This is a genomic window from Streptomyces sp. NPDC047014, assembly GCF_040644195.1.
Taxonomy (GTDB): Bacteria; Actinomycetota; Actinomycetes; order Streptomycetales; family Streptomycetaceae; genus Streptomyces.
The window spans coordinates 85162-99008 of sequence record NZ_JBEYVX010000020.1 but is presented as its reverse complement, the minus strand read 5'-3'; the positions used below and the strand labels follow the sequence as shown (position 1 = coordinate 99008).

Sequence of the window (13847 nt, the reverse complement as noted above, 5' to 3'; positions counted from 1 at the left end):
GCCAGGGCTGACGGCGGGGGCGCGGGCGGCGCGATGCCGCTTCGGCCGGGGCCGGTCAGGACTCCGGTACGACCGCCACCGGGGCCGGCAGCACGGCCGGGCGGTCGAGGAACGCGAGCACGGCCTGCTTCTCCGGCAGGTACACCTCGGGCAGGTCGATCTCCGGGAGGGTGATCTCCCCCTGCCGGACGAAGCCGAGCCGGTTCGACAGGGCGAGGGCCTTGGCGTTGCGCGCGTCGGGCTCGGCCACCGCCCGCAGGACGGCCGGGTCGCGGAAGGTGAACCGGATCAGCGACCCGATCAGGGTCCGGCTGAAACCGGGGCGCGGCCGGTCCGAGACCGGAGCCAGCATCAGGTGGACGCCGATGTCGCCCTCGCGGACCTCGTAGCACTCGCTGATCCGGTCCGCGGTGGGCTCGTACGTCTGGAACAGGGCCACCGGCTCGTCGTCCAGGCGGACCATGAACGCGTGGTGCGTGTCGCGGCTGTCCACGTCCTCGTAGATCTCCTGGACCAGTTCCCGGCTGGCGCCGTTCATGCCCCAGAACTGCGCGCGCTCCTCCAGGACCCAGGAGTGCAGCACGGCGGAGTCCGCGGCGGGGTCGACCGGGGTGAAGCGGACCGTGCCGAAGCCTTCGACGGTCTCGGTCATGACGTCCGCGCGCGGGGAGACGAGGGCGGTGGACTCGGGTCTCATACGGGTTCCGGTTTCTGCTGAGGGACGCGTGCGGGCACGGGGTGCCGTCGCGGCCCGAGGTTAGGGTGGCCTAACTATAGGGGTCGCCGCGGGCGGGCCCGCACGGGGGCCCGGCGAAAACCGGTTGAGCGGGTTGCGGGGGCGCGGCAAGGCTGGGGCGCATGAGGAACACGAGGAAGACCCGTGTGCTGCGCTTCGGTCTGTACGCGGACGAGGCGGGACTCGCCCGGGTGACGGGGCTCGTCCACCGGGCCGCCGGGGGGCGGGGCGCCCGGATCGTGCGGACGGAGATCGTCCGTACGTATCCCCACGGCGGGCCGACCGCGGCCGAGGCGTACGAACTTCTGGCGGAGCAATGGGAGATCGAACACCCCGGCGAGGACGCCGGCGGGCGCGAGGCGGTGGAGCTGCGCGTGCGGATGGTGTGCTCGCTGCGGGTCTGGCGGGCGGTCCGCAAGGCGGTGATCGAGGGGCTGTGCCCGGAGGGGGCGGCGCCGCATGTCTGCCGCGTCCCGTGGTGCACGTCCTGACGGGACCGCCCTGGGCGCCCCCTGCCTGACCTTCCTGCCCCGCCTGCCCCGTCTGCCCTGTCTGAGCTGGGAAAATGAGGATGGCGCGGACCGGCCGCCTGCCGTAGGTTCCTCCCTGGCGCACCCGACCGACCGGCCGGTGCGCCGCTTCCGTGTCCATGACCCGTGGGGGGTTCCTCAGCATGTCCGCAGTTCCTGCCGCGCCGGGGGTGAAGGGCGGGCGGCTGCGCGCGCCCGTCGGCCTGGCCATCGCCCTGACCGCGCTGTTCGCGCTGGTCATCGGCCTCGACGTGTACGCCTTCCACGCCGACTGGAACACGCGGTCGCTGATGGACCGGGTCCTGGCCGACCCGGACGCGGTGAGCGATGCCGCACTGGACGAGGGCTACCTGCTGATGATCAGGAGCGGCATGTTCCAGAGCCAGATCGCGCTCGTGACGGGGATCGTCTTCATCGTGTGGTTCCACCGGACGCGCCTGAACGCCGAGGCGTTCGCCCCCGGCGCGGACCGGCTGAGCCCCGGCTGGGCGATCGGCGGCTGGCTGGTGCCGTTCGCCAACCTCTGGCTGCCGTACCGGATCGCCGTCGCGACCTGGAGGTCGAGCACGCCGGTCCCGGCCGACGGCCGACGGTACTCGCTGACGCTGGTGAACCTCTGGTGGGGCTCCTTCGCCCTGGCCAAGATCCTAAGCTGGTACGGGGGCCGGACCTACGGCCGCGCGGACACCTACGAGGGCGCGCGCGACGCGGCCACGGTGCTGCTGGCCGCCGACGCCGTCGACATCGCCGCCGCGATCCTCGCCGTCCTCTTCGTCCGCCGCCTGACCGCCATGCAGCACGCCCGCGCCACCCTGGGCCCCCGCCCGGCGGCGGAAACCCCGATCCCGACGACCCCCGGCCTCCCCGCCTGACACCACGGTCGCGGCCACGGCCCGCGCCGCCCGCGCGGAGGGTCAGTCGCTCGGGCGGACCACCACCGCCACCACCTCCACCGGGGGGCTGTGGCGGAAGTGGAGGGTGAAGGGGACTATTTCGCCCGGTTCCCAGGTCGCCGTCACACGCATCATCACGCTCACGTCGAACGGGGACATCGAGAGGGTGGCGCCCGCCGGGATCGTCGCCGAGCCTGCCGTGCCCATGGTGTCCGCGCCGCGCCCCGAGCTCTCGTGGCGGCTCAGCATCACCCGCTCCACGGACGGGGACGGGGAGGTCACCTTCGTCAGGCGGTCCTCCCCGCGGCCGATGTTCGTGACCTCGAAGAACGCCGCCGTGTCCGCGCTCTGGCCGTACGGCAGGAAGACCCGGCCGTCCGCGACAGCGATCTGCGGCGGGCCGCCCGCCGCGCCCGACGCCGTCCACACCGTCAGGCCGGCCAGCGCCACAGCGCACGCCATCACCGGCGCCACCACCGCCGGCAGGGCCTCGCGCATCCGCCGGCGCGTCGGCCACCAGCCGCCGTCCGCCGTCCGTTTCGCGACCGCGTCCGCGTCCACTCGGTTCATCGTCCCGCACCCCCCGCCGTGAGCCTCGTACCCCACCGGCCGGGCGGCGGTGAGGGATGCCAGGTGCGCAGCCGGAGGCTGTTGCCCACCACCAGCAGGGAACTGACCGACATCGCGGCGGCCGCCACCATCGGGTTCAGCCAGCCCACCGCCGCCAGCGGCACCGTCACCGCGTTGTAGCCGAAGGCCCACACCAGGTTCGTCCGGATCGTCCCGAGGGTCCGCCCGGCCAGCAGGACCGCGTCGGCCACCGCCTCGATGTCGCCGCGCACCAGCGTGACATCGGCGGCGCCGATCGCCGCGTCCGTACCGCTGCCCATCGCGATCCCCAGATCCGCCCCGGCCAGCGCGCCCGCGTCGTTGACCCCGTCACCGATCACCGCGACCCGCCGCCCCCGCTCCCGCAGCTCCGCCACCAGCCGCGCCTTGTCCTCGGGCGAGCAGCGCGCGTGCACCTCCGTGATGCCGAGCTGCGCCGCGACCCGTACCGCCGTGGCCTCCCGGTCCCCGGTGGCGAGCACCGGCTCCACCCCGAGCCGCCGGAGCCGGTCGACGGCCCGGTAGCTCCCGGGCCGCAGCACATCGCCCACCGCGATCAGCGCCTGGTCGGCGCCGTCCACCCGTACCAGGACCGCCGTGTGCCCGGCCGTCTCCGCCTCGGCCAGCGCCGCGTCCAGCGCCGGATGCAGATCCGCGCCCGCGGCCCGTACCTCCACCCGGCGGCCCTCCACCAGCCCGGTCACCCCGACGCCGGCCGTCGCCCGGAAGGCGCTCACCGTGCCCGGCGGCCGCTGCGGCAGTTCCTGCCGTCCGTACGCCAGCACCGCGCGGCCCAGCGGGTGTTCGGAGCCCTGCTCCACCGTCGCGGCCAGCCACAGCGCCTCCGCGCTCCCGATCCCGTCGGCCACCGCCGTCAGCCGGGCCACGGTCATCCGGCCGGTGGTCAGCGTGCCCGTCTTGTCCAGGACCATCGTGTCCACGTGCCGTAGCGTCTCCAGCGCCTGCGGGCCGCTGACCAGCACACCGAGCTGCGCCCCCCGGCCCGTCGCGGCCAGCAGGGCGGTCGGGGTCGCCAGGCCCAGCGCGCACGGGCAGGCCACCACCAGGATGGCCACGCAGGCCGTGACGGCCGCCTGCGGATCGGCCCCGGCGCCCAGCCAGAAGCCGAGGACGGTGGCCGCCAGCGCCAGCACCACCGGCACGAACACCCCCGCCACGGTGTCCGCCACCCGCTGCGCCCGCGCCTTGCCCGCCTGCGCCTCCGTGACCAGGCGGGTGATCCGCGCCAGCTGGGTGTCCGCGCCGACCGCGGTGGCCCGTACGAGGAGCAGGCCCCCGGCATTGACCGCACCGCCCACCACGCCCTGCCCGGGGCCCACTTCCACCGGCTCGCTCTCGCCCGTGACCAGGGACAGGTCCACGGCCGAACTCCCGGAGGCCACCACCCCGTCCGTCGCCACCCTTTCCCCGGGCCGCACCACGAACTCCTGCCCCACCCGCAGCCGTTCCACCGGGACCAGCCGCTCGACGCCGTCCTCCCGTACCGTCACTTCCTTCGCGGCCAGACCGGCGAGGGAGCGCAGCGCCTCGCCCGTGCCGCGCCGGGCCCGGGACTCCAGGAAACGGCCCGTCAGCACGAAGAGCGGCACCCCGACCGCCGCCTCCAGATACACGTGCGCGACCTCCCCGCCGGCCGAGGGCAGCAGCGTGAACGGCATCCGCATCCCGGGATCGCCCGCCCCGCCGAGGAACAGCGCGTACGCCGACCAGGAGAAGGAGGCCGCCACGCCCAGGGAGACCAGGGTGTCCATCGTGGCGGCCGCGTGCCGCAGGCCGCGCACCGCGCGGACATGGAAGGGCCAGGTGCCCCAGACGGCCACCGGCGCGGCCAGGACGAAGCACAGCCACTGCCAGTTGCGGAACTGCAGCACCGGCACCATCGACAGCAGCAGCACCGGCCCCGACAACAGGGCGGTGATCAGCAGCCGCTGCCGCAGCTCGCGCGCCTCGGGATCCTCGTCCTCCGCCGGTGGCCGGGCGCCCTCCCGAGGCAGCGCGGGGGCGGGGAGTTCCGCGCTGTAGCCCGCCTTCTCGATCGCCGCGACGAGCTCCTGCGGCGTGACCTGCGCGGGGTGGCTCACCCGGGCCCGGCCCGTGGCGAGGTTGACGGTGGCGCTCACGCCGTCGATCCGGGCCAGCCGCTTCTCGACCCGGTTCACACAGGCCGCGCAGGTCATCCCGCCGACGAGCAGATCGGTGGATTCCCGCAGTTCCGTGCCCCCGGCCGTCACCGTCCGGCCCCCGGCCCGGTGTGGCCGTGGCGCCGTCCGGGGTCGCTGTCGAAGTCCGGGGGCGCGGGATCGGTGGCGTGCATGCCGGGGGCGACCGGGCCGGCGAGCGAGCCCACCCCGTACGCCCCGCCGAACAGCAGGGAGAGCAGCAGGACGAAGCCGACGAGGGCCGGTGGGGGCGCCCAGCGCCGCAGGACGGCGATCGCTGGGGGCGGGGGCTCGGGCCGGTCCGTCATCGTCACTCCGGAGTCTCGTACTCGGTTCCAGGCGGACGAGGTGCCGGTGAGACGGGCGGCACTCCCTCCGGCGACGTAGTCGTACCGGGGCCGGAGGGAGTTCCCGCGGATTTTCGCGGAGGGTGCGAGGGGAGGGTCAGTGGGGGAGCGGGCCGTACAGCCAGTTGCCCGGAAGCTCCGGATCCGTACCGGTGAAGTACTCGCGGAACGCGCGGGTCAGCTCCTCGCGGCTGATGCGGCCGGTGCCGTCGCGGTCGAGGCGGGCGAAGGCCGCGGCCGCCGCCTCCCCGGTGACGCCGTAGGCGCCGAGCCAGCGGGTGAACTCCTGCGGGAGCAGGTAGTGGTCGCCGTCGGCGTCCATCGCCGTGAACACCTCGTCGACGATGGCCATGATGGTCTTCTCGAAGCCCGTCTCCCGGCACACGGCGTCCCAGGCGGTGACGAACTCCTCCTCGTCCAGCTCCGCGTCCGTGCCCCGCCCGAGCTGGGCGGACATCCGCGCCCAGTTCTCGTCGTACTCGGCCTGGAGCTTGAGCGCGGCGGGGGAGCCGCCGGCCTGGCCGGCGGCTTCCGTCAGGCGGTGCACCAGCTCGTCGTAGTCGGCCTTGGTGACCCTGCCGTCGCCGTCACGGTCGAACAGGGCGAACCGATTGTGCAGCTTGGCCGCGATGAGAACATCCACGCCGTACGCCCACTTCCCTCGAAGATGAAGACCTGTCGCGCGGAGAACGATCCGCCGCCGTGCCCGTCACGCTCGCGCCCGCCGGGCCGCCCCTGCCCGCGCCGCGCCCCGCTCAGACCTCGCGCCAGCGGGCCTGGGCCCAGGAGAACACCCCGAAGACCGTCAGACCGGCGGCCACCGCGACCAGCAGCCACGGCCCGGCGCCGGTGGTGGAGAACGACCGCAGCGTGTCGTCCATGCCCTTCGACTGCGCGGGGTCGTAGCGGACCGCCGCGTACACCACGAAGCCGCCGGCCGCCGCGAAGACGATGCCGCGGGCCAGACCGCCGGCCACCCCGAGGACGTCCACGGTCTTGCGCCAGTGCTGCGCTACCCCGCCCATGGCGAGGTGCTTGCGGAAGGTGCGGCGCGCCGCCTGCACGCCGATCACCACGCCCGCGATGACGATCCCGGCTCCGGCCGCGCCCACCAGGAACTGTCCGGCGGGCAGGTCCAGGGCCTTGGCCGTCACATCGCGGGACTGCTGGTCCCCGGAGCGCCCGCCGCTGCCCGCCGCGAACGACAGCACGGAGAAGGCGACCGTCGCGTAGAAGACCGTCCGGCCCGCCGCCGCCAGCCGCTTCGTCGCCTTGTCGCCGTCGGGTCCGGCGGCGCCGGTCAGCGCCTCGGACAGGCGCCACAGCATCATGCAGACAAAACCGATGCCGACGGCCCAGATCAGCACCCCGCCGAACGGCGTGCCCGCGAGCTCCTGGAGGGCGCCCTGGCGGTCGGCCTCCTGGGCACTGGAGTCACCGAAGGCCACCCGCAGGGCCAGTGTTCCGATCAGTACGTACAGCACGCCGCGGGCCACCAGCCCGCAGCGTGCCGTGACCTCCCGGGCCCGGCCGCCTCGGCCTGCCTCACGGACGCCCTTGCTCGCGGTTCTGCTCGTCATCGTGCTCAGACCTCGCCCCGCCACGCGCCCGTCTCGACCCCGCGGGACTCGATGAACAGCTTGAACCTCTTGAGGTCGCCCGCGACCTGTCGCTTGACGAAGCCGAGCCGGTCGGCGGCGTTCTCCGCCAGGGTCTCCGGCACCCAGTTCATGTGCAGGACCACCTTGGTGGTCGTGGCGTCCACCGGCTGGAAGGTGACCAGACCGGCCTGGCGCGTCTCGCCGTCCACGGTCATCCACGCGACCCGCTGGTCCGGGAGCTGCTCGGTGATCTGCGCGTCGAACTCGCGCTGCACACCGTTCACGTTCGTCACCCAGTGGGTGAGGGTGTCCGAGTGCTGGTCGATGCGCTCGACGCCCTCCATGAAGGCGGGGAAGTCCTCGAACTGCGTCCACTGGTTGTAGGCCGTGCGTATCGGGACGTTGACCTCGACGTATTCCTCGACGTGCGACATGCCCTTCCCTTCCGCGCCCCGGCCGTCCCGCATCCCATGATGCGGACCCCACCCGTCGGGCGCCTCGCCGCCCGGCTACCCCGGCCGGGGGCCCGCATGCGCACCGCTTCGCCCGCCGGTGACCCGCCGCCCGACCTGCTGCGTCACCGCGATGTCAGGCGGATCGAACCCGGACATCCCGCCTGATCGCTCATGGCATGGTGTGCGCGGAAGCGGGTATCAGCCGGTTCTCGGGAGTGGAACAGGCGATCGGCCCGGACGCCCGTCCCGGCCTCGCACGGACCGGATCGGAGACGGTCATGATCATTCTTGGCGTCATCCTCCTGGTGATCGGTTGGCTTCTGGGCATATCGATCCTCTGGACGATCGGCATCATCCTGCTCGTCATCGGGCTCATCCTCTGGATCCTCGGAGCCGTGGGCCACGCCGTGGGCGGACGCAAGCACTACTACTGACGCCCCGCCACCGGTACGTCCGGCCCGCTCCTCCGGCCGCGCACGCACCGGACGGGCACCCACAGCGGCCGCTCGACCGGGACCCGTCCCGAAGGGAGGCCGCTGTGGCGCGTACACCCCGCCGGCCGAGGGAACGGCTCGCTCCCGCGGCCGCCGCCCGCCGGGCCCGTGCGCGGATCGCGGAAGACACGAACGGGCCCGGGGACCGCGGTACCACCGCGGTCCCCGGGCCCGCCGCGCGGGAGCCGTCGCCCCGCCCGCCGCCCACCGACGTCATCCCCTGGGGGCTGCGCGTGGCCGCCGAGGCGGGCTGGCGGCTCCTCGTCGTGGCGGCCGGCCTGTGGGTCCTCTTCCACGTCGTGTCCGCCCTGCGCATCGTCGTCCTCGCCTTCGCCGTGGCCCTGCTGGTCACGGCCCTCCTCCAGCCCACCGTGGCCTGGCTCCAGCACCACGGGCTCGCCCGCGGCCCCGCGACCGCGCTGACGGCCCTGTGCGGATTCGTCGTCCTCGGGCTCTTCACCTGGTTCCTGATCTGGCAGGTCATGGACAACGCGGACGTGCTCACCGACCGCGTCCGCGAAGGCGTCCAGGAGCTCAAGCAGTGGCTGCTGCGCAGCCCGCTCCACGTCACCGAGAAGCAGATCAACTCCATCGCCGACACCCTCAGCGACGGCCTTTCCTCGGGCAGCGGCATCGCCTCACGCGGTCTGCAGGGCGTCACCGTGCTCGTCGAGATCATCACCGGCACCCTGCTGGTGATCTTCTCCACGCTCTTCCTGCTGTACGACGGCCCGCGCATCTGGGACTGGACCCTCAAGGGCGTTCCGGCCGCGGCCCGGCCCTCCGTCGCGGACTGCGGTCCCGCCGCCTGGCGGACCCTCACCGGCTATGTCCGGGGCACCGTGATCGTGGCCCTCGTCGACGCGGTGTTCATCGGCCTCGGCGTGTACTTCCTGGGCGTGCCCCTGGCCGTACCGCTGGCCGTGTTCATCTTCCTCTTCTCCTTCATCCCGCTGGTCGGCGCCGTGGTCTCGGGCGCCCTGGCGGTGGTCGTCGCCCTGGTCACGGAGGGGCTGTTCGCCGCCGCCATGGTGCTGGTGGTGGTCCTGGTCGTGCAGCAGCTCGAAGGCCATGTCCTCCAGCCGTTCATCGTCGGCCGGGCCGCCCGCGTGCATCCGCTGGGCGTGGTCCTCGCGGTGGCGGCCGGCGCCACCGTGGCGGGCGTGGGCGGCGCGGTGGTGGCCGTGCCGCTGGTCGCCGTGGCGAAGACCGTGGTCGGCCGGCTGCGGGGCACGGTCGACGCGGCCGGGGCCCCTACGGGCGGACCGGCCCCCGGAGGCGGACCGGCCCCTCCAAGCGGACCGGCCCCTACAGGCGGATCACCGCCTTCCCCCGGATCCGCCCCGCCCTGAGGTCGCGTACGGCCTCCGGGACCTCGGCCAGCGGATACGTACGGTCGACCGCGGGCACGACCGTGCCCGCCTCCAGCAGATCCGTGAGCGCTTCCAGCTCGGCGGCGCGCACCACCGAGGTCAGCGGGCGCAGCCGGTGGGGGACGAACGGCGACAGTAGCAGCGCGCCGAGCTGCCGCTCGTTCCCGCCGAGCCAGCGGCCGCCGCCCTCCCCGCCGACGATGACGAGGGTGCCGCGCGGGGTGAGGGCGCGGCGCAGGTGGGCGAGGGGCCGGTTGCCCGCGATGTCGAGAACGAGATCGTGGCGGCGGCTGCCGTCGGTGGGGTCCGCCGCCGCGTAGTCGAGGACCTCGTCCGCGCCGAGGGAGCGTACGAAGTCCGCCTTGGCGGCGCTGCACACGCCGGTGACGCGGGTCCCGTACGCCTTGGCCAGCTGGACGGCGAAGGAGCCCACGCCCCCGGAGGCGCCGAGGACCAGCACGGACTGTCCGGGCCCGAGGCGGCCGGTGCCGCGCAGGGCGGTGAGGGCGCTGCACCCGGAGACCGGTACGGCGGCGGCCTCCTCGAAGCCGAGGTTCCGCGGCTTGGGCGCGAGCGCGCCCTCTTTGGCGCAGGCGTACTCGGCGAAGGAGCCCTCGCCGCTGCCGTACACCTCGTCGCCGGGCCGGAAGCGGGTGACACCCGGGCCGACGGCCTCCACCCGCCCGGCGAGGTCCATGCCCCGCACCCGGCCGCGGGGCGCCCGCAGGCCGGTGACGGCGCGCACGGCGTACGGCATGCCCGCCATCAGATGCCATACGCCCTGGTCCACGGCCGCGGCACGGACCCGTACGAGCACCCGGCCGCGGCCCGGGACCGGGCGGTCCGTCTCAGCGAGCCGCAGCACCTCGGGCGGTCCGTACACGTCCTGGACGATGGCCTTCACGACGGCTCTCCCTCGGTCTCGGAGTACTGGAACACCGCGTCGAGCGGTACCGCGAACACGCGGGCGATCTGGAACGCCTTCTCCAGGGAGGGCGAGTAGCGGCCCTGCTCGATGGCGATCACGGTCTGCCGGGTCACGCCGATCCGGCGGGCCAGTTCGGCCTGGGTCATCTCGTCGTGGGCGAAGCGCAGGGCCCGGATGGAGTTGGTCACGCGCGTGGGCCTCACCACGGCTGGAAGCCGAGGCGGTAGGCGCAGATCTTCGCGATGGAGCTGAGCAGGGCGGAGAGCACGAAGGCGAGGTAGAGGGCGTTGGCGATCCAGAACTGGTCGATGTCGGCCATGGCCAGCGCGAGCGCGGTCATACCGCCGAGGACGACGAAGGACTGCCCGACGTACTCACCGAAGCGGTGGATCTCCCGGTCCCGCTGGTCCCGGGTGTTGTCCTCGGCGGGGGTCAGGAGCGCGACGGTGATGTGCACGGCGATGGCGGCCACGACGGAGACGCCGACGGTCCAGAGCAGGGCCGCCGCGTAGGGGGTCTCGGCGAGGGGAGCGGTGCCGGTCCGCCCGAGGACGAGGACCAGATAGGCCCCGTAGGAGGCGACCGTGAGCACGATCATGATCCACGCGCGTTTTTCCTCGACTGCCACGGCCACTCCCCATGTAAAGAAAACCAGACATGGGCAATGTCAAGGATGGGCGACACGATGTCAAGAGTTCTGTACATGGGTGGGGGTGGGTGGCCGCTTCTCCGGACAGCCCGCCGACGGTCCGGTGCTCTCTCCACGTGCGGGACGGGTCCGTGCGTGGAACCGTTTCTGCATGACCGAAAGCGCGCCCCCCTACGTCTTCTCACCCCGGATCATCGTCCTGGGTGTCCAGCCCGGCGATCCGCCGTTCCGCATCGTGGAAATCGACGGGGAGATGGTCGGGGTGGCCTCGTCGATGACCGATGTGCTGCTGCTCGCCGCGAGCGCGGGCATCATCGTCCACGACCTGGACGACAAGGACGTCGTCCAGTGGGTGGGCGGCGGCAAGTTCACCTGGAAGCTGCACTAGGGGCAGTCCGGCGGATCAGCGCCTTGCCTGCCCGGCCTGTCCGGCCTTCTCGGCCTGAGTGGCCCTGATGAGGGCCGGTCAGGTCACGGGCGCACCACGACGTCCGCGCGGGCGGCGCCGGGGGCGATGAGGCGGGCGTTCGCCTCGTCCGAACGGCTCACCCAGGCGGCGGCCTGTGCCTCCGCCTTGCCGTGGCGGACGTGCCGGGCGATCAGGCGGTGCACGCGGAGCGTGTCGTCGGGCGCGAGGAACCAGACCTCGTCCAGCAGCGGGCGGACCGCCGCCCAGCCGTCCGCCTCGTACAGCAGGTAGTTCCCCTCGGTGATCACCAGCGGGACGCCGGGGTCCACCGGGATGCTCCCGGCGACCGGCTCCTCCAGGGACCGGTCGAAGGCCGGCGCGTACACCACCCCGTCCGCGTCCCCGTCCGCCTGCTGGCGCAGCCGCCGCAGCAGGGCCGCGTATCCGGCCGCGTCGAAGGTGTCGGGGGCGCCCTTGCGGTCGGCGCGGCCCAGCCGGACCAGTTCAGCCTGGCGAGGTGGAAGCCGTCCATGGGTACAACGGCCGCCAGCCCGGGCCCGAGGGCCCGCGCGAGGGAGGCGGCCAGGGTGGACTTGCCGGCCCCGGGCGGCCCCGCGATCCCCAGGATCCGCCGGGCCCCGGCCGCCGCCAGCACCCGGGCCCGCCGTTCCAGCTCCCCATGCTCCATCGGCCCATCCTGCCCGCACCTCACCACCCTCCGCCAGCGCCTCTCGCAGGGGCTGACGCCACTGCCGACGTCATGGAACAGCGCGGCGTGCCCGCACCCGTCGTTCGGGAGCAGCCGTGCATCCACCGGCTCCCGCGCACGGCGTGGAGGTGTCGTACCGGGTCCCGATCACCGGGACTGGGCGTGCGGTGGGCGGGCTCCGGGGCCGTCGTACCCGTCCCCGTCGGTGACTCGGGCGGCCCGGCCGCGCCGGGCTCCACCACCCAGGCCCAGAGCCGTCTCCGGTCCCCGGCCCGCCCGCCAGGTCGGTCCAGCCGGGGAATTACCGCCGAGGGCGACGGCAGGAGTGGGAGCGGTGACGGGGCATTCCGCGGTGGGCGGCCCGCGCCAGGCGGATGGGCGTGGAGGTAGGTTGGGTGGGTGATCGATTTTGGTCGGGGTGCTCCCGTTGCAGGCAGTCTTGACGTCGTCTGGCATGCGGGGTGGCCTTCCGCGAAGCATGACCCGGCACCGGAGATCCAGGTTCACGCCTACTCCGAACACACCGTGATCCTGCGGCAGAACAAGTCCGTGCACTACGAGGCCCCGTTCCTCTTCCTGCTCTTCGGCAACGAGCGCGCGCTGCTGCTCGACACCGGCGCTTCCGCCGACCCGGCCCACTTCCCGCTGCGGGAGACCGTCGACCGGCTTGTCGCGGAGTGGCTGGAGCGGCATCCCCGGCCGGGTTATGACCTGCTGGTGGCGCACACCCATGGCCACGGCGACCACATCGCCGCAGACGGGCAGTTCGCGGACCGGCCGCGTACCGCTGTCGTGGGGCCGGGCCTGGACGAGGTGACGGCCGCCTTCGGCCTCGGGGAATGGCCGGACGGGCTGGGCGAACTGGACCTGGGCGGCCGCGTCCTGGACCTGATCCCCGGGCCCGGGCACCACCCGGCAGCCGTGGTCTTCCACGACCGGCACACCGGCCTGCTGCTCACCGGCGACTCCTTCTACCCGGGGCGGCTCTACATCGAGGACCGCGCGGCCTACTCCGCCACCGTCGACCGGCTGTTGGATTTCTGCGCCACCCGGCCGGTCCGCCATGTCCTCGGCTGCCACATCGAGATGACCACCACCCCGGGCGTGGACTACCCGCGGGGCACCACGTACCAGCCCGACGAGCCGCCGCTCCAGCTCACCCCCGGCCATCTGCGTGCCCTGCGTGCCGCCCTCGATGAGACGGCCGACCGCCAAGGCTCTCACCCCTATGGGGAGTTCGTGCTCGTCTATCGGGACTGAGTCGAAGTCTGCCGCCGCCGGTCGTAGATCTTGTGCGCGATCCGCCAGTCGTCGCCCCGTACCAGCAGAAACACGTCCGTCCGGCAGGTGCGGGACGCCTCGTCGGCGGCTGGGCGGCCGGTGAAGAGCCCGCAGTAGTCCTCCAGGGCCCACGACACGAACGCACCGTCACGCATGCCCTCGACGCGGGCGCCGGGCAGCAAGGCCGTACGGAAGTGGGCCGCGAGGCCCCGGGCGTACGCGTGCAGCAGCGCGAGTACGCCGTCCCCCGCGGCCGGCACGGTCGCCGCCTCCGCGATGTCCGCGCCCGGACCGGCGGCGGCGCGTGGTCGGCGTGGTGTCGTACCGGCTCAGGCTTCGCGGGACATCACCCGACGGGCCGCCTCCGCCTCCGCGGCGGGCGGGGAGAGTTCGTCGAGGGTGTCGAGCTCGTCGTCCGACTCCAGCTCCCGCTCCCAGGCGGAGGCGAGCCGGTCCTGCTCCTCGGAGGACCGCTGCGCGACGGCCTCCCGGTGCTGCGGGTCCAGGGCCGCGAGGAAACGCCCGACCGAGTCCGTCGGCATGCCGTACTCCTTCTCGCGATGGGATGCGATGCGGTGCTGTGCGGGGAGCCGGCGGTATCCGCGCCGCCGGGCCGCCCCAGCATCCCCAACGGCCCGGCCTCCGGCGGCCCG

At 73.7% G+C, this 13847-nt stretch carries 18 protein-coding genes and 1 pseudogene; 6 read left to right on the top strand and 13 right to left on the bottom strand.

Annotated features, from left to right (window positions below; translation table 11 throughout):
* Positions 1 to 55: 55 nt before the first annotated feature.
* Positions 56 to 697, bottom strand: coding sequence for a GNAT family N-acetyltransferase (locus ABZ873_RS14910; protein ID WP_360870660.1), 642 nt, complete (start codon positions 695 to 697; stop codon positions 56 to 58).
* Positions 698 to 858: 161 nt separating this feature from the next.
* Here ABZ873_RS14910 and ABZ873_RS14905 point away from each other — a divergent pair, with 161 nt between their 5' ends.
* Together ABZ873_RS14905 and ABZ873_RS14900 are read left to right on the top strand one after the other, a co-directional pair.
* Entirely contained in the window at positions 859 to 1227 is a 369-nt protein-coding gene (locus ABZ873_RS14905) for a hypothetical protein (RefSeq protein WP_360870657.1), read from the top strand.
* Positions 1228 to 1409: 182 nt separating this feature from the next.
* The gene (locus ABZ873_RS14900) at positions 1410 to 2138 is read left to right on the top strand and encodes a DUF4328 domain-containing protein (RefSeq protein WP_360870655.1); all 729 of its coding nucleotides are present in this window, start codon (positions 1410 to 1412) and stop codon (positions 2136 to 2138) included.
* A gap of 42 nt (positions 2139 to 2180) precedes the next feature.
* Here the strand turns inward: ABZ873_RS14900 and ABZ873_RS14895 are convergent, their stop codons facing one another.
* The 6 genes from ABZ873_RS14895 to ABZ873_RS14870 all read right to left on the bottom strand — a co-directional run bounded on the left by ABZ873_RS14895 (position 2181) and on the right by ABZ873_RS14870 (position 7330).
* Entirely contained in the window at positions 2181 to 2729 is a 549-nt protein-coding gene (locus ABZ873_RS14895; protein ID WP_360870652.1) for a copper chaperone PCu(A)C, read from the bottom strand.
* Positions 2726 to 4966 (bottom strand): heavy metal translocating P-type ATPase, encoded by a 2241-nt coding sequence (locus ABZ873_RS14890; protein ID WP_360870676.1) that lies wholly within the window; start codon positions 4964 to 4966, stop codon positions 2726 to 2728. Before ABZ873_RS14890 ends, ABZ873_RS14895 begins: the two co-directional genes overlap by 4 nt.
* A gap of 50 nt (positions 4967 to 5016) precedes the next feature.
* A complete protein-coding gene (locus tag ABZ873_RS14885; RefSeq protein WP_360870649.1) occupies positions 5017 to 5256 on the bottom strand; it encodes a hypothetical protein in 240 nt (79 codons plus the stop codon).
* A 136-nt stretch (positions 5257 to 5392) separates the two neighbouring features.
* Complete coding sequence (locus tag ABZ873_RS14880) at positions 5393 to 5938, bottom strand: hypothetical protein (RefSeq protein WP_360870646.1); 546 nt, start codon at positions 5936 to 5938, stop codon at positions 5393 to 5395.
* Positions 5939 to 6050: 112 nt separating this feature from the next.
* Complete coding sequence (locus ABZ873_RS14875; RefSeq protein WP_360870644.1) at positions 6051 to 6875, bottom strand: DUF1206 domain-containing protein; 825 nt, start codon at positions 6873 to 6875, stop codon at positions 6051 to 6053.
* A gap of 5 nt (positions 6876 to 6880) precedes the next feature.
* Positions 6881 to 7330: an SRPBCC family protein gene (locus ABZ873_RS14870; RefSeq protein WP_360870642.1), complete on the bottom strand. Its 450-nt coding sequence runs from the start codon at positions 7328 to 7330 to the stop codon at positions 6881 to 6883.
* A gap of 299 nt (positions 7331 to 7629) precedes the next feature.
* On the opposite strand from ABZ873_RS14870, the gene ABZ873_RS14865 reads away from it, so the two are divergent.
* Positions 7630 to 7785 carry a DUF6131 family protein gene (locus ABZ873_RS14865; RefSeq protein WP_360870673.1) on the top strand — a complete coding sequence of 52 codons (156 nt, stop codon included), beginning with the start codon at positions 7630 to 7632 and terminating at the stop codon, positions 7783 to 7785.
* A 104-nt stretch (positions 7786 to 7889) separates the two neighbouring features.
* The gene (locus ABZ873_RS14860) at positions 7890 to 9197 is read left to right on the top strand and encodes an AI-2E family transporter (RefSeq protein WP_360870640.1); all 1308 of its coding nucleotides are present in this window, start codon (positions 7890 to 7892) and stop codon (positions 9195 to 9197) included.
* Here the strand turns inward: ABZ873_RS14860 and ABZ873_RS14855 are convergent.
* Genes ABZ873_RS14855 through ABZ873_RS14845 form a run of 3 tightly spaced genes read right to left on the bottom strand, consistent with a single transcriptional unit; the run spans position 9154 to position 10774 of the window.
* Complete coding sequence (locus tag ABZ873_RS14855; RefSeq protein WP_360870637.1) at positions 9154 to 10122, bottom strand: NAD(P)-dependent alcohol dehydrogenase; 969 nt, start codon at positions 10120 to 10122, stop codon at positions 9154 to 9156. The two genes, ABZ873_RS14860 and ABZ873_RS14855, sit on opposite strands and share 44 nt — an antisense overlap.
* A complete protein-coding gene (locus ABZ873_RS14850; RefSeq protein ID WP_360870634.1) occupies positions 10119 to 10352 on the bottom strand; it encodes a helix-turn-helix transcriptional regulator in 234 nt (77 codons plus the stop codon). Before ABZ873_RS14850 ends, ABZ873_RS14855 begins: the two co-directional genes overlap by 4 nt.
* Positions 10346 to 10774 carry a hypothetical protein gene (locus ABZ873_RS14845; protein WP_360870631.1) on the bottom strand — a complete coding sequence of 143 codons (429 nt, stop codon included), beginning with the start codon at positions 10772 to 10774 and terminating at the stop codon, positions 10346 to 10348. Before ABZ873_RS14845 ends, ABZ873_RS14850 begins: the two co-directional genes overlap by 7 nt.
* A 172-nt stretch (positions 10775 to 10946) precedes the next feature.
* Here ABZ873_RS14845 and ABZ873_RS14840 point away from each other — a divergent pair, with 172 nt between their 5' ends.
* Positions 10947 to 11183 carry a hypothetical protein gene (locus ABZ873_RS14840; protein ID WP_360870628.1) on the top strand — a complete coding sequence of 79 codons (237 nt, stop codon included), beginning with the start codon at positions 10947 to 10949 and terminating at the stop codon, positions 11181 to 11183.
* A gap of 83 nt (positions 11184 to 11266) precedes the next feature.
* Here ABZ873_RS14840 and ABZ873_RS14835 read toward each other — a convergent pair.
* Positions 11267 to 11892: pseudogene (locus ABZ873_RS14835) on the bottom strand (nucleoside/nucleotide kinase family protein).
* Between the two features lie 546 nt (positions 11893 to 12438).
* Here ABZ873_RS14835 and ABZ873_RS14830 point away from each other — a divergent pair.
* Positions 12439 to 13173, top strand: a complete 735-nt coding sequence (locus tag ABZ873_RS14830; RefSeq protein ID WP_360870625.1) for an MBL fold metallo-hydrolase — start codon at positions 12439 to 12441, stop codon at positions 13171 to 13173.
* On the opposite strand, the gene ABZ873_RS14825 is transcribed toward ABZ873_RS14830, so the two are convergent.
* Both ABZ873_RS14825 and ABZ873_RS14820 read right to left on the bottom strand, forming a co-directional pair.
* A complete protein-coding gene (locus tag ABZ873_RS14825) occupies positions 13161 to 13454 on the bottom strand; it encodes a nuclear transport factor 2 family protein (RefSeq protein ID WP_360870622.1) in 294 nt (97 codons plus the stop codon). The two genes, ABZ873_RS14830 and ABZ873_RS14825, sit on opposite strands and share 13 nt — an antisense overlap.
* Positions 13455 to 13523: 69 nt before the next feature.
* Entirely contained in the window at positions 13524 to 13736 is a 213-nt protein-coding gene (locus ABZ873_RS14820) for a hypothetical protein (protein WP_360870619.1), read from the bottom strand.
* Positions 13737 to 13847 lie beyond the last annotated feature (111 nt).